The sequence below is a fragment of the Chroococcidiopsis sp. SAG 2025 genome (genome assembly GCF_032860985.1).
GTDB lineage: Bacteria > Cyanobacteriota > Cyanobacteriia > Cyanobacteriales > Chroococcidiopsidaceae > Chroococcidiopsis.
Genome location: NZ_JAOCNC010000001.1, coordinates 6,192,620 through 6,209,050 on the forward strand (window position 1 = coordinate 6,192,620; position 16,431 = coordinate 6,209,050).

The 16,431-nt window shown below is 44.6% G+C and carries 19 protein-coding genes; 10 read left to right on the forward strand and 9 right to left on the reverse strand.

What is annotated here, in order from left to right; genetic code table 11:
- Nucleotides 1-23 precede the first annotated feature (23 nt).
- Complete coding sequence (locus N4J56_RS30290) at nucleotides 24-200, forward strand: hypothetical protein (RefSeq protein WP_317109962.1); 177 nt, start codon at nucleotides 24-26, stop codon at nucleotides 198-200.
- Here N4J56_RS30290 and N4J56_RS30295 read toward each other — a convergent pair.
- Nucleotides 165-1,010 (reverse strand): phytanoyl-CoA dioxygenase, encoded by an 846-nt coding sequence (locus tag N4J56_RS30295; RefSeq protein WP_317109963.1) that lies wholly within the window; start codon nucleotides 1,008-1,010, stop codon nucleotides 165-167. The genes N4J56_RS30290 and N4J56_RS30295 overlap by 36 nt on opposite strands.
- A 401-nt stretch (nucleotides 1,011-1,411) precedes the next feature.
- Nucleotides 1,412-2,176 (reverse strand): YebC/PmpR family DNA-binding transcriptional regulator, encoded by a 765-nt coding sequence (locus N4J56_RS30300; RefSeq protein WP_317109964.1) that lies wholly within the window; start codon nucleotides 2,174-2,176, stop codon nucleotides 1,412-1,414.
- A gap of 545 nt (nucleotides 2,177-2,721) precedes the next feature.
- On the opposite strand from N4J56_RS30300, the gene N4J56_RS30305 reads away from it, so the two are divergent.
- Nucleotides 2,722-4,050 carry a lipopolysaccharide biosynthesis protein gene (locus N4J56_RS30305; protein WP_317109966.1) on the forward strand — a complete coding sequence of 443 codons (1,329 nt, stop codon included), beginning with the start codon at nucleotides 2,722-2,724 and terminating at the stop codon, nucleotides 4,048-4,050.
- 26 nt (nucleotides 4,051-4,076) lie between these two features.
- Here the strand turns inward: N4J56_RS30305 and N4J56_RS30310 are convergent, their stop codons facing one another.
- Both N4J56_RS30310 and N4J56_RS30315 read right to left on the reverse strand, forming a co-directional pair.
- Nucleotides 4,077-5,453 (reverse strand): bifunctional diguanylate cyclase/phosphodiesterase, encoded by a 1,377-nt coding sequence (locus N4J56_RS30310; RefSeq protein WP_317109968.1) that lies wholly within the window; start codon nucleotides 5,451-5,453, stop codon nucleotides 4,077-4,079.
- Nucleotides 5,410-5,901, reverse strand: a complete 492-nt coding sequence (locus N4J56_RS30315; RefSeq protein WP_317109969.1) for a response regulator — start codon at nucleotides 5,899-5,901, stop codon at nucleotides 5,410-5,412. The genes N4J56_RS30310 and N4J56_RS30315 overlap by 44 nt, the downstream gene beginning before the upstream one ends.
- 242 nt (nucleotides 5,902-6,143) lie before the next feature.
- Between N4J56_RS30315 and N4J56_RS30320 the strand changes: the two genes are divergently transcribed.
- The gene (locus N4J56_RS30320) at nucleotides 6,144-6,521 is read left to right on the forward strand and encodes a YggT family protein (protein ID WP_192155013.1); all 378 of its coding nucleotides are present in this window, start codon (nucleotides 6,144-6,146) and stop codon (nucleotides 6,519-6,521) included.
- 113 nt (nucleotides 6,522-6,634) lie between these two features.
- Here the strand turns inward: N4J56_RS30320 and N4J56_RS30325 are convergent, their stop codons facing one another.
- Nucleotides 6,635-6,826 carry a hypothetical protein gene (locus N4J56_RS30325; RefSeq protein ID WP_317109972.1) on the reverse strand — a complete coding sequence of 64 codons (192 nt, stop codon included), beginning with the start codon at nucleotides 6,824-6,826 and terminating at the stop codon, nucleotides 6,635-6,637.
- A gap of 271 nt (nucleotides 6,827-7,097) precedes the next feature.
- Between N4J56_RS30325 and N4J56_RS30330 the strand changes: the two genes are divergently transcribed.
- The 3 genes from N4J56_RS30330 to N4J56_RS30340 all read left to right on the forward strand — a co-directional run bounded on the left by N4J56_RS30330 (nucleotide 7,098) and on the right by N4J56_RS30340 (nucleotide 10,390).
- Entirely contained in the window at nucleotides 7,098-7,559 is a 462-nt protein-coding gene (locus N4J56_RS30330; protein WP_317109973.1) for a CBS domain-containing protein, read from the forward strand.
- 193 nt (nucleotides 7,560-7,752) lie between these two features.
- Nucleotides 7,753-8,412, forward strand: coding sequence for a phycobilisome degradation protein NblB (gene nblB / locus N4J56_RS30335; RefSeq protein ID WP_317109974.1), 660 nt, complete (start codon nucleotides 7,753-7,755; stop codon nucleotides 8,410-8,412).
- Nucleotides 8,413-8,647: 235 nt separating this feature from the next.
- A complete protein-coding gene (locus N4J56_RS30340) occupies nucleotides 8,648-10,390 on the forward strand; it encodes an SWIM zinc finger domain-containing protein (protein WP_317109975.1) in 1,743 nt (580 codons plus the stop codon).
- A 64-nt stretch (nucleotides 10,391-10,454) separates the two neighbouring features.
- Here N4J56_RS30340 and N4J56_RS30345 read toward each other — a convergent pair whose 3' ends face one another.
- The gene (locus N4J56_RS30345; protein WP_317109976.1) at nucleotides 10,455-11,015 is read right to left on the reverse strand and encodes a carboxymuconolactone decarboxylase family protein; all 561 of its coding nucleotides are present in this window, start codon (nucleotides 11,013-11,015) and stop codon (nucleotides 10,455-10,457) included.
- Nucleotides 11,016-11,115: 100 nt separating this feature from the next.
- On the opposite strand from N4J56_RS30345, the gene N4J56_RS30350 reads away from it, so the two are divergent.
- The 3 genes from N4J56_RS30350 to N4J56_RS30360 all read left to right on the forward strand — a co-directional run bounded on the left by N4J56_RS30350 (nucleotide 11,116) and on the right by N4J56_RS30360 (nucleotide 12,788).
- Nucleotides 11,116-11,691, forward strand: a complete 576-nt coding sequence (locus N4J56_RS30350; RefSeq protein ID WP_317109977.1) for a TetR/AcrR family transcriptional regulator — start codon at nucleotides 11,116-11,118, stop codon at nucleotides 11,689-11,691.
- 192 nt (nucleotides 11,692-11,883) lie between these two features.
- On the forward strand, nucleotides 11,884-12,249 hold the full coding sequence (locus tag N4J56_RS30355; RefSeq protein WP_015153070.1) for a ferredoxin thioredoxin reductase catalytic beta subunit: 366 nt from the start codon (nucleotides 11,884-11,886) through the stop codon (nucleotides 12,247-12,249).
- A 119-nt stretch (nucleotides 12,250-12,368) separates the two neighbouring features.
- Nucleotides 12,369-12,788 carry a DUF309 domain-containing protein gene (locus N4J56_RS30360; protein WP_317109979.1) on the forward strand — a complete coding sequence of 140 codons (420 nt, stop codon included), beginning with the start codon at nucleotides 12,369-12,371 and terminating at the stop codon, nucleotides 12,786-12,788.
- Between the two features lie 20 nt (nucleotides 12,789-12,808).
- On the opposite strand, the gene N4J56_RS30365 is transcribed toward N4J56_RS30360, so the two are convergent.
- Complete coding sequence (locus N4J56_RS30365; RefSeq protein WP_039713233.1) at nucleotides 12,809-13,105, reverse strand: hypothetical protein; 297 nt, start codon at nucleotides 13,103-13,105, stop codon at nucleotides 12,809-12,811.
- A 132-nt stretch (nucleotides 13,106-13,237) separates the two neighbouring features.
- Nucleotides 13,238-14,362, reverse strand: coding sequence for a magnesium chelatase ATPase subunit I (gene bchI / locus N4J56_RS30370; protein ID WP_317109980.1), 1,125 nt, complete (start codon nucleotides 14,360-14,362; stop codon nucleotides 13,238-13,240).
- 838 nt (nucleotides 14,363-15,200) lie between these two features.
- Between bchI and N4J56_RS30375 the strand changes: the two genes are divergently transcribed.
- Complete coding sequence (locus N4J56_RS30375) at nucleotides 15,201-15,374, forward strand: DUF4278 domain-containing protein (RefSeq protein ID WP_317109981.1); 174 nt, start codon at nucleotides 15,201-15,203, stop codon at nucleotides 15,372-15,374.
- 69 nt (nucleotides 15,375-15,443) lie between these two features.
- On the opposite strand, the gene pgeF is transcribed toward N4J56_RS30375, so the two are convergent.
- Nucleotides 15,444-16,355 (reverse strand): peptidoglycan editing factor PgeF, encoded by a 912-nt coding sequence (gene pgeF / locus N4J56_RS30380; protein ID WP_317109982.1) that lies wholly within the window; start codon nucleotides 16,353-16,355, stop codon nucleotides 15,444-15,446.
- Between the last annotated feature and the right edge of the window lie 76 nt (nucleotides 16,356-16,431).

Here is a 16,431-nt window from a genome sequence, read left to right on the forward strand (position 1 = left end):
AAGCAAGTCATGATGAAGTCAGAATGCCAGGAGTAGTAGGGGCGGGTTTAGCAACAGATTCATCGCTAGTGACAATAAATCTTGGTTCAAAACCCGCCCGTACCCCAAGTCAGCAGTTAGCGGCGATCGGAGGACGCAAGCTTGATAGTGTTAAACTTCGAGGCTTACTGCTGTTTCAGGTTTTGAGAGTTGTGCGATAAATTCGGTCTGGGATGGGAGTGATGGCTATACCGACGGCAAAGATCTGGACGTTTTGGGTTTCGAGCCGTATAAACAAAAAACAGAGCCGAGCGCTCTGCTGTACGTAGGCTACCATGATGAAAAACGCTGTGAGTATCGATCAGTATCACTGTACCCGCAGCTCCAACACATGACTTCCATGCAGATCTAGGGACGAATTGCTCCATCTTTTCATTTTTCAGACCGGAAAAACCCGTGCGGAAAATCTGATAATCAATCCGAAATCTTAGCCAAGCAGCGGCAGTGACGGATTTAGGAATGTATTCAAAAGGTCCATGCTCTCGGTCAACATCACTCAAATATATGATGACTTTGATACTGCGGCGATCGTCTCCATCCTTATGCCACAGCATCGCGCCAAACTGCTGTGGGTGACTGAATTCTCGTCGCAACTGGATACCTTGAAATTTAATTGGTAGACCGATATAGTTTTGAACGATGTCAAGCAGTCGCCGTTCGTTTCCCCATAAAGAGAAATCTGTTAATTCTGATAGGGTGTAGATTTGAAGCGGAGATTTTGCCGCACTCCGATCGCGTTCGGGTTCGGTACAAGACAGAACTTCGCTGCAAGCATCAAGCAGCTGTGAAGTGGAAGCAAATCCCAACTTTTCTAAAGAAGTCACATAAACTCCCTCTTGCTGCAACCGATCGACAATTTGTCGATCGGCTAGAGAAAGTGCGGGCAATGACTTGGCATATCTTTTCAACGCTAGTCTGTAAATGAATTCAGTTTTTAATTGCCAGACTTTATATCCAATCTCCTTGAGCATTAGGCGTACGATTAAAATGGAAATAAATGAATTCGCGTATAAAATAATACGATAAATTTTGGATCTGTCAAAGTAGCGAAAATATTTTAGATACAAATAGATCTCGTCTCTATTGAGAGAGCGATCGCCAATATTATTATCTGGAAAAGGCTTTTACGATTTATTACTTATAACTAAAATCGCTCAAAGCGGCACTTGACTAATGAATCATTACCGTATAGCGCAGAAAGATTGATAGACTCTTTTAGCTAAATGAAATACATACTTAATCGGGACGCACAGCCGTGCGTCCCGATTAATTTTCTTTATAACAAGTCTCTTGACTGCAAGTCGCGCTCGTGCTGTGACTTGTTCATCTGCTCAGAAGCTCAGCTCTCTGCTCGTGCGCTCCCTGCTATAGACTAAGCAAAGCTCATGGCAATTAACCGATCGCTCATTTCAAAGTTAGCGGTAGCATTCTGCACGTCATCCAAAGATTCTAAAGCATCGATTAACTTCAAAAGCGCTCGCGCCTGTTCTGGAGCGGTAATTTCTATTGTATTACTGGGAATCCAACGCAGTTCTACTTCGTCTACAACAAAACTTTTTTCTTTCAGCGTCTGAGTTAAAGCTTCCAAATTGCCGATCTCTGTCATCACATCAGCCGAGCGCCCATGCTCATCCTCGATAATTTCATAGGATTGCGCCCCACCTTCTAGAGATGCTTCTAACAGTTCCTCTTCATTTACCTCGCCAGAGATCAGCGCGACTCCTTTGCGCTCGAACATCCAACTAACGCAGCCTGTTTCACCTAGATTTCCCCCATTTTTACTAAAGGCAGCTCTCAGGTCGGCAGCAGTACGGTTGCGGTTGTCAGTCAAAGCCTCAATTAAAATTGCTACACCACCAGGACCGTAACCTTCATAGCGGATTTCTTCTAAATTGGCAGAGTCTTCATACGTACCCGCGCCTTTAGCGATCGCTCGCTCGATATTTTCGTTTGGAATACCTGCTGCTTTGGCTTTCTCAATCGCCGTTCGCAACTGAAAATTTCCCGCCGGATCGGGTACGCCATTTCTCGCCGCCACAATAATTGCCCGCGACAATTGCGTAAATGTTTTTCCCTTAACGGCATCAACCCTTGCTTTTTGACGTTTAATATTTGCCCATTTACTGTGTCCTGCCATAATTGCTTCTATCTTTACTCTCTGTCTGAAGTTGGAAAACTTTTGACTATTATCACTCTCGATCGTTCTTTCCCTGCTTCATGACTCACTGCCCGAAAGAAACGCAGACATTGTATGTAATATCTCTAGATAATGCAGCAAATGTAGTAGCAATAAAGACTATTCTTTTATCAGTAATAGCTGCTAATGCAATATCTTAGGGATCGGACGAGGTATAAACTGACAGACAAGAATCAGCACTAGAAAAATGTGAAGAAAATATTTTGTTCATTTACATTTCTTTGCATCTATCTATGGTTAAATTTACAATGTTCCCTTACTCCATTAGCGTTAACAAATGCCGTTGTCGAGGCAAGAACCTTTGGAAACATACTTGAAGTAGCCATCGATGGACAAACAACAACCATTAGTATTTATTTTTCTTTGAATGGAGAATTAGTTTTGACGTAACACAAATAAGACCTTTTTTCCCTATTTATTCCCAATATTGAGAGGAATTAATAGAAAACGAGTATTCGAGCTTTGATGAGACTGGAGTTGAATGGATGAAAACTGTAGGTGCTAGTGTTCGTTGGGTACTAGCGGGACGTGGCGCGACTGCTGCTACCTTGCAAACACTGCTGACGAAAATACTGATTTTAGGTGCGAATACATGTACGGGTGCGATTACAGCACGTATTTTGGGACCTGATGGGCGAGGCGAACAAGCAGCGATCGCTCTATGGCCCCAATTTTTAGCTTTTACTATGACTTTGGGACTGCCAATTGCTTTACGCTATTATCTCAAACGCAACCCAGAGCAGGAATCAGAGATTTTTTCTGCTACCCTCGTCCTGGGTACGATATTAGGTATAGTTGCGGCGATCGCAGGTATACTTTTCATCCCGCAGTGGTTAACTCAGTATTCGCCAGAAGTCATCCGCTATGCTCAATGGTTTATGGTGCTGTCGCCCATAATCATGCTGACAACTATTTATACCGCAGCACTGGAAGCAGATTACAATTTCAAAACTGCCAATCAAGCACAATATCTGCAACCGTTAACAACATTAGTCATCTTGACAGGACTAGCAGTTTCAGACAACCTCACTCCTTTTACTGCTGTCATTGCTTATGCGTTTCCCAGTCTCCCGATATTTTTTTGGCTATCACGTTGCGTATGGCAGCGCTTTCGTCCCCGGTTAAGCGGGTTGAGAAAATCTTACCAACGTCTGATGAGTTATGGTTTGAGGGCATACGGTATCGATCTAATCGGTACGCTATCAGTACAAGTCGATCAAGCGCTAGTGATCAATTTGTTAGCACCCGAAGCTATGGGAAAATATGTGATTTCCCTGAGCTTATCCCGGATGCTGAATCTGTTTCAGCATTCGATTGTCACAGTACTGTTACCTAAAACAGCAGCTCGTCCCATAGCAGAAGTTGTCGCTGTAACTGGGATGGCAGTGCGTATCAGCACCGCTCTGACTGCTATGGCAGCTGCGATTTTATTTATAGTAGGACCGATGCTGCTCAACTTGCTTTACGGTGCTGATTTTATGGGAGCTGTCCCTGTATTTCGCGTTCTGGTAGTGATGACTGTGATTGACGGTAGCGTCTGGATACTGGCACAAGCATTTATGGCATTAGGAAGACCTGGAACGGTGACGCTACTGCAAACAATTGGCTTGGGGCTGAGCATTCCCTTCCTGTTATTACTCGTGCCTCGGCTGGGATTGCAAGGCGCGGGTTGGGCTTTACTCTGTTCAACCATAGTCCGACTCGTATTTGTCTTGGCTTGCTATCCGCTCGTGTTAAAGGTTCGACCTCCAAGCTTGCTAGCAAAGCGATCGGATTTTTACATACTCAAACAAAAAATGCTGCATCGGACGTGAAGCGATCGCAACTCTCAACTGTTAACTCACCACTGAGGATTGGTCAAAATTAAAGACTCTGCGGCTGCTAAATCTAGGGGTTTAGAAAATAAATATCCCTGTGCTTCTTCACAATCTAATGCATGTAAGTGTTGTAAATGAGTTGGAGTTTCCACGCCTTCAGCAATCGCTTTAATTCCTAACTGGTGAGCTAGGGAAATAATTGTGGCTGCAATCTGACGAGATTTGCCACCAGCTCCAATTCCACTGATAAAAGCTCGATCTACTTTTAAATAATCAATCGGAAAACGGTGTAAATAACTGAGAGAAGAATAACCCGTACCGAAGTCGTCAATACTCAGGCGAATATTTCTCGCACGCAGTTGTCCGAGAACGAAGATCAGTTCTTCCACGTTGTCCATGAGCATACTTTCGGTCAGTTCTAGGTTGAGACTCTCGCCTGCAATTTCCGTTTCGGTTAATATGCGATCTATCTTCTCCAGAAAATCGGGTTCTCGCAATTGTTTCAGCGAGAGGTTAACGCTGATTTTGGCGGGTGGATGAGAAAATTGAGTTTGCCATTGTTTCATTTGGCTGCAAGCTGTGTAAAGCACCCATTCACCAATTGGAACAACTAATCCAGTTTCTTCAGCAATTGGGATAAACTGGGATGGAGAAATCAAACCTTGTTCAGGATGCAACCAACGTAGTAGCGCTTCAAAACCGATAATTTTACCTGTATCTAAAGAGACGATTGGCTGGTAATTGAGGTGAAACTCTTGTCCGACTGCTGCTTGACGCAGATCGTTCTCGATTTGCAGTTTGTGGATTGCTTCAGCATACATGGCTCGGTCGAAAATTTCATACCGCGCTTTACCTTGTTCCTTAGCACGGTACATGGCTATATCTGCATCTCTCAGCAGCTCTGAGCCTTGCTGATAGTGAGTTGCACTAGCAGCGATACCGATACTAGCACCGATAAATACTTCTCTGCTTGCGAGTTGCAGGGGCGATCGCAATTGGGTATGAATTCGCTCGGCGACTCGAATCGCATCATTAATATCTTGAATTGGGTCGAGGAGAATGATAAACTCATCTCCGCCTAAGCGAGCAACTGTATCTGTGGAGCGGACGAGTTGTTGTAGCTGATGGGCGATCGCCAATAGCAATCGATCGCCTACCTGATGCCCTAAACTGTCGTTGATCGTTTTGAAGCGGTCTAAGTCGATAAATAAAACGGCAAATAAATGGTCTGGATATCGTTTTACCCGTTGTAACGCCATTTCCAAGCGTTCCATCAATAGAGTACGGTTGGGGAGATGGGTTAAGGCATCGTGCAAAGCACTGTAGACTAACTGCTCTTGTACTTGATGGCGATCGCTAATTTCTTGTTGCAACTGTCGGTTGACTGCCTCTAGAAGCAAGAGTTCGCTGGCGAACTCTTGCTTCTAGTTCTTGGTTAAGCCGTTCGATTTCTATTTTGGCTGCACGCAATGCCAATTGATGCCTGACTCGCGCTAACACTTCCTCGGCTGCAAAGGGTTTGGTAATGTAATCAACTCCGCCAACTGCGAAGCATTCGGCTTTATTGGTTGCTTCATCTAAAGCACTAATAAAAATAACTGGAATATCTTGAGTTGCTGGATTGGCTTTGAGATGACGACAAGTTTCAAAGCCATTCATTCCTACCATTACTACGTCTAATAAAATTAAATCTGGTAATCTATTTTTGATTTTCAATAAAGCTTTTTCACCGCTGTTTGTAACAGAAACTATAAACCCAGAATGTTGCAAAATTTTAAACAAACCTTTAACATTGAGCGGGCTGTCGTCAACAATTAAGATAGCAGATCTCTGATTTATATCGACCATTGCAGGAAATAGCTATGATTAGCTAGCTATTAGCGGTTAACTTTGAGGATAGAAAAAATAACTAAATTTTTGAGAGTCGTGCTTTTATCGTGACTTAAGCAAGAGTAATTTAGGTATGTGTACAATGAAGAATTCGATGAAGATTTGAAAAATACGGATTTGTTTCACCCTTGAGACTTGGATAATTTTTTTAAAATTAACTTACAGAGAAAATCGCGATCGCAAGGTACAGGTAGGAGCAAATGAGGGATGACGACCGACAGCGGCATGAAGAAATTCGGCTACGTGAAGCAGAACGGCGAGTGACGCTGGCTAGCCGTAATGCTACTGTCAGCAAACTGGTACAAATTATTTACTTCCTCGCCGGAGCGCTGGGGATGCTGCTGTTGTTACGAATGATTTTGCGGCTGTTTGGGGCGAACCCAGATAATACATTCGCTCAATTTATCTATAATCTCTCCGAGCCTTTTTACGCTCCAGTTGCCAACCTATTCGGTACGCCCAAGTTTGGCAATTCTCAGGTTTTTGAAATTAATGCACTTGTGGCAATTGCAGCTTACGCTATTCTTGGTTGGTTGGTAGGAAGATTAGTTTGGTTGATTGGCAGTAGGACAGAATAAGTCGGGAGTCGGGAGTGGGAGTGGGAGTGGGAGAGTGGAAGTCGGGAGTCGGGAGTCAAAATTAACTGTTCCCTGCTCCCTGCTGACTAAACAGACGCAATAGCGATCGCGTCCTACTGTTTTAGCAGTATAGAGCGCGCGATCGGCAGCAGTAATGAGAGCATGGGTTCGTTACGTAGAGATAAGTATTCCGTCACCTCCACTGCTGCAAAGATTTGTAACACGAAGGAAACGACGGAAATCGCGTGTAAGGGAACTTTTCGGACAGCTTTGGTAGTAGTTGAAGTGGCTGACGAAGATACCATAATTTTTCTATTTTGGTAAAGCTACGTCTTTATGTAGAGCAAATTTTGATATATTAGTAGTAGAAGAACAACTCGTTAATTAATATTTTTTTATCTGCTTGAGCTAAGATTGCGACTGAGACGTATAGCTGCGGACGTTCAAGGGAAAGAATTGCTAATTTAGATTGCCCAAAATTCAAGATGAATTTTGAATTTTGAATTTTGAATTTCGACTTATCCTTTACCCTTTAAAATAAATTTAGAGGATATTGCAAAAGAGAGCTGTCTGTAAATGCCTAAGACTGTTGCCGATGTCATGACCCGCAACCCAATTGTGGTGCGTCCAGAAACCTCACTGCATGATGCAATTAAGCTTTTGGCAGAAAAGCGTATCAGTGGTTTACCCGTGGTAGACGATGCAGGCAAGTTGATCGGTACGATTTCAGAGACAGATCTGATGTGGCAGGAAACAGGGGTCACTCCTCCGGCTTACATCATGTTTCTTGATAGCGTAATTTTCCTAAAAAATCCGGCTCAATACGAACGAGATTTGCATAAAGCTTTAGGGCAAACGGTGGGAGAGGTGATGAGTCAGGATGTGATTACCGTTGCTCCTGATAAACCATTGCGCGATGCAGCACAACTTATGCACGATCGCAAGATCCAGCGTTTGCCCGTCATCGATCCTAGCGGTAAGGTAATTGGAATTTTGACTCGCGGCGATATCGTGCGCGACTTAGCAGCCAGCGAGTAGGAGTCAGTTATCAGTGAAGAAAGGGAGCGCACGAGTAGGGAGCAGTGACCAGTTATCAGTTATCAGCGATCTGTTATAACTTTTGAATTTTGAATTTTGACTTTTAACTTCTGACTTCCGACTTCTTACCCCTTGCCCCTAAAAAATGGTAAGAGTAAATACAAATTACCAAATACAAAATAACAAATTCAAAATGGCTGTTAGTCCAGAATCGGTAAAGCAATTACTCGATTCGCAGGATTTGGGCGATCGCTTGCGGGCGATGAATCAAGTTCGCGAATTGGAAGATAAAGGAGTTGCGCTGGAGTTGGCGCTCAAGGCAATTGATGACCCCAACGCCAGAGTGCGCTACTCGGCAGTGAGTCAGTTGGACACTTTGGGAGGACAAGATTTAAATACTAGTTTAAATGTATTGCGCGATCGCCTGCTCAACGACCCCGAACCAGACGTACAAGCTGCTGCGGCTGACTGTCTGGGAGCGCTGAAGTTAACTGATGCGTTTGCAGATTTAGCGCAAGTCTATCACAGTACGCCCGAGTGGTTAGTGCGGTTTAGTATCATTGCGACTCTGGGCGAATTGGGCGATCCGCGCTCTTTTGACTTATTAAAAGAAGCATTAGAATCGGGTAGCGAATTAGATAAAACTGCGGCAATTAGCTCTCTGGGAGATTTAGGCGATCCGCAAGCGATAGAATTACTAGTTCCTTTTGCTACCAACCCTGATTGGCAAATTCGCTATCGCGTCGTGCAAGCTTTAGCTAAATTGGGCGGCGAACAAGCTCGGACTCTGATCGAGCAGTTAGCCAAAGATGAAGTTGAAGCTGTATCCCAAGAAGCCAAAAATAGTTTGTAGTAAAATTTGTTTCTAGGAAGCTTGGCGAATAGAATTCGCAACTATGTAGGCAAATCCCGCCTAAGCGGGTTAAGAGACTGAATATATTACAGTCCCCGCAGGCGGACTAGCCGACGGCAAGCCGCTAAACGCTGCGCTAAACTACCCATACGGGGAAGCAAGCTACGTGAATGCGTCTATGTGTGTGTAGTCGCGAATTAGATTCGCTGAAAGCACTATACGGGAGGCAAGGCATATGGCGATCGCGACACTACCTCGTCTGACTGAAGCACAAATTCGCAAACTAGCGACAGAGCAAAGTTTTCAGCGTGGCGATCGCTATTATCGCCAAGGCAGAATTCTCAACCCGATGCGTCAAGATTTAGTCTTGTGGGCAGATTGTCAAGGTTCCGAACTTTACCAGCCGCGCATCAAATTGGGCAAACAGGGAATTGTCAGTGCTGATTGTACTTGCCCCTACGATTGGGGCGGACTCTGCAAGCATCAGGTAGCTTTGTTACTGGCTTACGTCCACCAGCCCGACACTTTTCACGCCATACCACCCCTAAGCGAAATGCTTGCTACTCGCAGTCGCGAAGATTTGATCGAGCTAGTCGAATTAATGGTACAGCGTTATCCCAATTTACTCTCATTGGTAGAACTTTCTACAGCTCAGCCGCAGCCAGGAAAAGCTCTAGATTTATCAATCTATCGCCGTCAAGCGCAACGCGCCCTACGTCAAGAAGATATGGAGGCGATCGCCACAGATTTACAACCCTTAATTGATACGGCAAAACAACTTTTTCAGCAAAATAATTGGCTGTGGGCAGGGGCGCTTTACCAAATGCTGCTAGCAGAAATCACTGCGAGTTATGACGATAATTTACAAGCTATTGACTATGATGGCGATGTCTGCGTTGTTGCTCAAGCTGCGGCTGAAGGGTTAGGCAAGTGTTTAGCTCAAGCCCAATCGCTAGACGCAGAAACGAGGGCGATTTGGCTGCATACTTTACTCGATGCCGTACTGCAAGATATAGAACTGGGTGGCATTGACTTTGCATATTCAGCTAGGGATGTTTTGCTGCAATGGGCAACGGATACAGAATGGGAATGGATAGAAGACCGAGTTCGTGGCGAAATTCAGCGCAGTAGTAGCGATCGCTGGACGCGAGATGCTTTAGTTGGATTATTAGCCGATCGCCAGAAACAGCAAGGCAGTAACGAAACAGCCAGCAAATTAATTCACGAATTGGGCAGTCCCGAACAACGAGCCTTTTTGTTGGTAGAAGAAGGCAAAATCGAAACCGCAATGGCGATCGCCCGTCAGCATTTTACTCATCTGCCTGGACTCATGTTACAGTTTGCCGATGCCCTGCTAGCTGTCCATGCTACTACACAAGCGGTCGAGTTAATCTCGCACCTAGCACAACAAGAAAAATCACGGGGTCATTATCAGCAGTGGTTGACCAAATACTACCAAGAGTACGGCGATCCGCAGACTGCCCTCAACTGGCAACAACAAACATTTTGGGACTTGCCATCTCTAGAAGGATACAAGGAATTACAAGAGCTAGGGCAAAAAGCAGGTACATGGGAACAACTGCGGGATGAGATACTACAAAAGCTCCAGCAGAACAAACAGCTGCTCTTGCTGACACATATTGCCTTTTACGAGCAAAATATCGAGCGGGTGCTAGAATTATTTCCCCAGCTCAAACAATGGGAGCAGTCTAGATTTCGTCAACCCCTAGCCAAGGCAATCGAAACTACCCATCCCCAAATGGCGATCGCGCTTTACAAACAATTAGCTACGCAGGCGATCGAGCAAAAAAATCGCCCTGCCTACCAAGAAGCTGTCCAACACCTACAACGAATCAAGGCTGTCTGTGAATCGTGCAACACTTCTTCTGAATGGACTGAATACATCACGCAACTGCGCTCGCAATACCCTACTCTACGGGCGCTACACGATGAGTTACATAAGGCAAAGCTATGCTGAGCCAGCTCGCACGATCGTATCTAAGATGATTAGTAGCGATTGCCTGTCTTGGCTTGAATGCAGTTTATTTCGCGCTCTCAGGCTTCGACCAAACATAAGCTTGAAACGGTTTGTCGAGCGGCGTTTTAGCAATGTGATTTGTATAGTTATGTAATACTTTAATAGCAATTCCTAGAATCACTTCCAGTACTTGCTGTTGGGTGTAACCCGCCGCTAAAAATTCCTGAATTTCACTATCGTCAATCCAACCTCGTGCCTGAATCATTCGTTTTGTGAAATGCCGCAACGCTTCCAATTTTGGATCGCTCAGTGGTGTACCATCTCGAAATGCTTGAATCTCACTAGCAGACATACCAATTATTTTTGCTAATCCAGAGTGAGCTGCCATGCAGTAGTGACACTGATGTTCGTAATTTGCTGTTAGGTAGATCGCTTGCTGTTCAACAGGGCTAAAACTAGTAGTCTGAAATAAATCCCACAGAGTCATTGAGCCTTTGAGCAGTGCCGGAGATTGGGCAAAAATGCCTTCCAGATTTGGAATAAATCCAAACGTTTCTTTCGCTTGAACTAAAGCAGCTCTAGACTCTTCAGGAGCAGTATCTATTGTGTAAATGGGAAAGTCCATTGCTTATTGCCTCCGACTCGTTAGTAGGTAGACAAAGTTGTCTACCTAGTTGAGATGGTATTGTAGATCGAAGGAGACAAAATTGTCTACCTACGGAAATATGAATGCTGAATCTAGTCACGCTCGACAACACATCCTTGCCACCGCATCTGAACTCTTCTACCAAAAGGGCATTCAGCATGTAGGGATTAATGAAGTCATTGCTGCATCAGGTGTTGCCAAACGAACCCTGTATCGTTGGTTTCCATCAAAAGACCTGTTAATCGAAGAAGTCATGAAGTATCGTGCAAATCAGTGGATGCAATGGTTTAAAACGGCAGTGTCGGAACGAGGCAACACACCGAAGGAACAGTTGCTAGCTACATTTGACGTATTGCGGGAGTGGTATGCTAGTCCGAACTTTCGGGGCTGTCCGTTTATTAATGCAGTTTTAGAGATTGCTAATGCTTCGCATAAAGCACACCAAGTTTCAATCGATTTGAGAGAGTCAATTCGCCAAGTTATTATGCACCTAGCAGTAGAGGCGGGTGTCAAAAATCCTGACTTCTTTTCACAGCAATACTTGCTCTTGATTGGTGGTGCAAGCTTAATGGCAACCATTGAGCGATCGCCAGATGGTGCAACTTTTGCTCAAACTGCACTCTCTGTTTTGATTGATGCAAATCTGGAAAATTGAGAACGCGATCTAAATAGAAGCCGCTGAAACTACCACTATTGCTAACTTTGCGTGAGTTCTACAATCCATATAGACTTTAAAATTAATAGAATCGATCCCCGTGCTGACTTTTACAACATGTATGTTGTTAAAATGCTAGAAACAATGCTTCAGATCTTGTAAACAAAACTTAAAGTTTCGTCAAGAAAGGTTATGAACACAACAGAAAACAATGCTCTATCAACTGAGAAAAGCCTAGAGGCAATGTGGCAGTTCTCTCAGACTTACGCCAAGCGCACGGGAACATATTTTTGCGCCGATCCTTCCGTGACAGCTGTAGTGGTGGAAGGGCTTGCCAAACACAAAGACGATCTTGGTGCGCCTTTATGTCCCTGTCGCCATTATGAAGACAAGGAAGCAGAAGTTCACGCAACTTTCTGGAATTGCCCTTGTGTACCAATGCGCGAACGTAAAGAGTGTCACTGTATGCTGTTCTTAACTCCAGACAACGACTTCGCTGGAGAACAACAGGACATCGATCTAGAATACATCAAAACCGTGCGAGAAAGCATGGGATAGTTAATTCGTCATTTGTCATTGACGAACGGTAGGGGTGGGTTCACCAAAAATCTCTACTTCCATGAGAAAAAGTAGACAAACCCGCCCCGATCTAACAATTGCGTGTGAGGTATAAAATCTTGAATCAAGAGGAACCAGAGGAGTTTTGGCAGGGTGTAGAACAGTTCAATCAAGGGCAGTTCTACGCTTGTCACGATACCTTAGAAGCCTTGTGGATGGAAGCAACCGAACCAGAAAAAACTTTCTACCAGGGAGTTTTACAAGTTGCTGTAGGGCTTTATCATCTGGGTAATAATAATTGGCACGGGGCAGTCATTTTATTAGGAGAAGGCGTTAAGCGGCTAGACAGGTATCCTAGTGCTTATAGCGGGATTGATGTTGATGAATTGATAATTTCTAGCGCCGATTTATTAAAAACACTACAACAAGCGGGTGCAGAAAAGGTGGGTACTTGGCAATTGGGTAAAGATGCGATCGCAACAGAAACTTCTACCTTGCCCCTGCCGAAAATCGTACCAGCTGAGTCAGAGATTTTGTAGGAAGACTTTACTACTCGCTTCTACAAATATTGAAACAAGTCAGCAAAACCGTAGAGGCTGAGGATAAATAACAGTACGGCAATAACTTGGGTGGGACGCGCTTGGTAGGTAGGGGCGATCGCTTCACGTATCCACATGGAAGCTGATACCCCAATTAAGTAACTCCAGGCTAATGCTTGGTAAGACCAGTGGGGTGAAATCAGCCAAGCCCCCAGCAATATAGTTGCTAGCAATAACATCAGCATTTCGATCAGCTGAGGTGGATTGTGCTGACAAGAAAAAACTAGAGTGTTCCACCAAATTAGCCAAATTCTCATAGGCAAGTCAAAAGTTAAAAGTCAAAACTTGTAGGGGCGGGTTTTGACTAAAAATTACAGCTAAAGCTGTTAATCTATTTGATAAAGCCGCCCGTACACAAATTAAAATATTCGATCGTGGGGAATTTAAGGCTAGCGATAGCGTCCGCCTGCTTGTCCGATACCATTAGCTTGCGCTGTTTTTTCTGGCATTTCATCCGTCGCTGGTTCAATCCCAAACACGCGGCTAAATGCCTTTTCTACTTTGTAGCCAGAATCGATCGCCTCTAAGGGGTCTTTCCGCAGTCTGTGACGCAGGCATAGAGTAATCACACGACGAATATCGTCTACCGTGACTTCAGTACGACCTTCAAACGCCGCGATCGCTTTAGCTGCGCGGTTGGTTACAATGTCACCCCGCAAGCCATCAACATCAAGTTCGGAGCAAACTTCAGAAATTTTTACCCGCAGATCGTAATCCATTTGTACTGAAGGTAACAACTCTTGAGCCTTAATCAGCTGTTGTTGTAAAGCTTGTTGCTGTGGCTGATATTTGTCAGAAAATTGCAGTGGGTTTTGGTCGAAGTCCGACCTTTGTTCCACAATTTGTACCCGCAAGGCTGGTTCTTTTACAGTATGAATTTCCGCGTGCATTCCGAAGCGATCGAGCAGTTGGGGGCGCAATTCACCTTCTTCTGGGTTGCCAGAACCAACGAGAACGAAACGGGCGGGGTGACGGATCGAAATGCCTTCCCGTTCTACAGTATTCCAACCACTGGCGGCGGAGTCTAGCAATACGTCTACAAGGTGATCGTCAAGTAGGTTAACTTCATCGACGTAGAGGATACCGCGATTTGCCTTTGCCAGCAGTCCTGGTTCAAAAGCTTTGACACCTTCAGATAAAGCTTTCTCAATATCAATCGTGCCGCAAACTCGGTCTTCTGTCGCTCCTAGGGGCAGATCGACCATAGTAATTTTTTTCTTGGCGATGGGAATTTCAGCACCTTGTTCTAACAGTTGCCGTGCTGCATCGCCCATCAAATCAGGATCGCTAGGATGGCTGTTGAACGGATCGTCCGCTACAACTTCAATCTCTGGTAATAAGTCAGCTAAAGCGCGGATCGTGGTAGATTTGCCAGTACCGCGATCGCCCATGATCATTACCCCGCCAATTTTCGGGTCAATAATGTTGAGTAAAAGGGCGAGTTTCATTTCGTCCTGACCCACAATAGCGGTGAAAGGAAACACGACACGACGAGCAGCGGTAGCAGTTGTCACGGGATTACCTATTAAAGTTTTTTCTTAACACCGTCTTTAATTTTGCCACAGAATGCAGTGCCAACATTGACATTCCTCAGCAGATTTCTCGTGTCGGACTGCATAAGATACAGGCTGGCTATCTGCTGGCAAAACCGAGAATAAACATCAACCTGCGCGTAAGAGATAGAAATCGGTAACATGGTGTTTCTCATGCAGGTGAAATAAATTCGTTGGGGCGCACAGATATGAATTCCACAGATTTGTGGAATTCATCTCGCTGAGAATAGCAGTATTGCCATTCTAAATCATTACGAAAAACAGATACTTTTATGGTGAGTGGGCATTGCCCACCCTACTCTAATTTTCGGTTTCAGAGGTTCTTTTCAGCTCAATTGCATAATCTGGAATCATCGACCCTATGTAATAGGTACAAGCAGTTCAGCTAACAAAATGAAACTCATCTACCGCGCTCAAATTTATGATTGTACACCTGCTGCTATCCAACCCTACATCAAACCCCACGCTTTAAACTAGCGGTTTCATCCTCCTGGACAAAAGTTTGAACCCATGCCGCGCCCTTTCCCAGAGTACGTGCAGCCACGGGCAACAAATTGGCGCTTTCAACTTGCAGCTAGTCACAAAAATTCATAATTTCAAATCCGAAATTCAGAATTATCGAGAGGTAGTTAAGAGTAAGACAACGGTAATTCTTTTCAGGGAATTTCTTGCGATTTTCCAGTATTTATATCGCGTTCAAAATTTTTCAAAAATAGATTTTAGCAAGAAATCTACTGCATTCAAATTTGTTTTATTTACACGTTCATTCAGCACAGTTCACCTAAAGGAGAAGCAACAAATGCAACTTTCTTATCGTGGTTTAGCTTACACCAAATCTAATCAATCAGCTCCAGTAGTCACCAAACAATTAGTAGGAAAATATCGAGGTGTAAGCTTCGGTGCTCGTCCAGCCGCACAAGCGATCGCACCACAACCCATACGACATTTGAAATATCGTGGGTTAGCGTATTAATTAGTCATTGGTCATTGGTCATTGGTGAATAGTTATTTTTGACTTTTGACTTTTAACTTTTGACTTTACTTATTGACTAATAATTCCCGACCATTGAACTTTTTTCTGTTTGTCGCGACGATAGGAAAAGAAACGTTCTGGTTCTTGGTAGGTACAGTGAGGAGCGATCGCCACTTGTTCGGGACTAATACCCAATTGCTCTAATTGCAAGGTAATAACGCGCCGGATATCCAACCGGACTCTCTCTGGATGAGAGTCGGGTAATAAAGGGGAGTTGGGTATTTCAGTTAAAAAGTCGAGAATTTCGGTTTTGGCTTCAGTTGCAGTGATGCTAGCTCCAACTTCAGCTGCTACCTGTTGAGAAACCTGATAGACACTCCCCGCGATCGCCGGACCCAAAGCGACGCGCAAATCTTGAATTTTGCTACCTTGTGCTTGCAAACGAGCGATCGCTTGCGGCACAATTTTCATCGCCGTTCCCCGCCAGCCTGCATGAACGGCTGCAACTTGTCCTGTCTGGCGATCGGCAATTAATACAGGCGTACAATCGGCACTCGCTACCCAAACTGCCTGTAGCGGTTGTTCTGTCAGTAATCCATCTGCCTCAACTAGGAGTGAGGAGTGAGGAGCAAGGAGTGAGGAAGAATTTTGGATTTTGGATTTTGGATTTTGGATTGAAAACTCTTCCTTGGCTCCCTCAACCCCCTTAGGTCTCTTCTTCCCCTCGCTCCTCGCTCCACTCTCCGAGAAGCCGCTGTCGCGTCTACGCTCCTCGCTCCTCACTTCAGATGGAGTGACGACAACATTCCCATGTACCTGCTTGACGCGATAAGCTTTGGCTTCTGGGTGTAAAGCTGAGGTCAAGTCGTGGGGAGCATGAGGGTGAAAATGTCGCGTAAAAAAACCGTGGGGAAATGCTTCTAACAAGCTACAGGATAGATAGAGAAAACCTTCGCAACCGCGCCAATCCCAAGTATGCATGGATTAAATCTAAAAATTAGCAAACAATTAGCCAACAAAATGAAACTAAATCAGCCAAACTGCCATCTACTGTAAA

Excerpts from the sequence above, each read along its gene's own strand:
- N4J56_RS30300 (WP_317109964.1), bottom strand. The coding sequence starts at position 2,176 with ATGGCAGGACACAGTAAATGGGCAAATATTAAACGTCAAAAAGCAAGG.
- pgeF (WP_317109982.1), bottom strand. The coding sequence starts at position 16,355 with ATGCATACTTGGGATTGGCGCGGTTGCGAAGGTTTTCTCTATCTATCC.
- N4J56_RS30345 (WP_317109976.1), bottom strand. The coding sequence starts at position 11,015 with ATGGACTTTCCCATTTACACAATAGATACTGCTCCTGAAGAGTCTAGA.
- N4J56_RS30375 (WP_317109981.1), top strand. The coding sequence starts at position 15,201 with ATGCAACTTTCTTATCGTGGTTTAGCTTACACCAAATCTAATCAATCA.
- N4J56_RS30355 (WP_015153070.1), top strand. The coding sequence starts at position 11,884 with ATGAACACAACAGAAAACAATGCTCTATCAACTGAGAAAAGCCTAGAG.
- N4J56_RS30320 (WP_192155013.1), top strand. The coding sequence starts at position 6,144 with ATGAGGGATGACGACCGACAGCGGCATGAAGAAATTCGGCTACGTGAA.
- N4J56_RS30350 (WP_317109977.1), top strand. The coding sequence starts at position 11,116 with ATGAATGCTGAATCTAGTCACGCTCGACAACACATCCTTGCCACCGCA.
- N4J56_RS30295 (WP_317109963.1), bottom strand. The coding sequence starts at position 1,010 with ATGCTCAAGGAGATTGGATATAAAGTCTGGCAATTAAAAACTGAATTC.
- N4J56_RS30365 (WP_039713233.1), bottom strand. The coding sequence starts at position 13,105 with ATGAGAATTTGGCTAATTTGGTGGAACACTCTAGTTTTTTCTTGTCAG.
- N4J56_RS30315 (WP_317109969.1), bottom strand. The coding sequence starts at position 5,901 with ATGGTCGATATAAATCAGAGATCTGCTATCTTAATTGTTGACGACAGC.
- nblB (WP_317109974.1), top strand. The coding sequence starts at position 7,753 with ATGGCTGTTAGTCCAGAATCGGTAAAGCAATTACTCGATTCGCAGGAT.
- N4J56_RS30290 (WP_317109962.1), top strand. The coding sequence starts at position 24 with ATGCCAGGAGTAGTAGGGGCGGGTTTAGCAACAGATTCATCGCTAGTG.
- N4J56_RS30325 (WP_317109972.1), bottom strand. The coding sequence starts at position 6,826 with ATGGTATCTTCGTCAGCCACTTCAACTACTACCAAAGCTGTCCGAAAA.
- N4J56_RS30340 (WP_317109975.1), top strand. The coding sequence starts at position 8,648 with ATGGCGATCGCGACACTACCTCGTCTGACTGAAGCACAAATTCGCAAA.
- N4J56_RS30330 (WP_317109973.1), top strand. The coding sequence starts at position 7,098 with ATGCCTAAGACTGTTGCCGATGTCATGACCCGCAACCCAATTGTGGTG.
- N4J56_RS30305 (WP_317109966.1), top strand. The coding sequence starts at position 2,722 with ATGAAAACTGTAGGTGCTAGTGTTCGTTGGGTACTAGCGGGACGTGGC.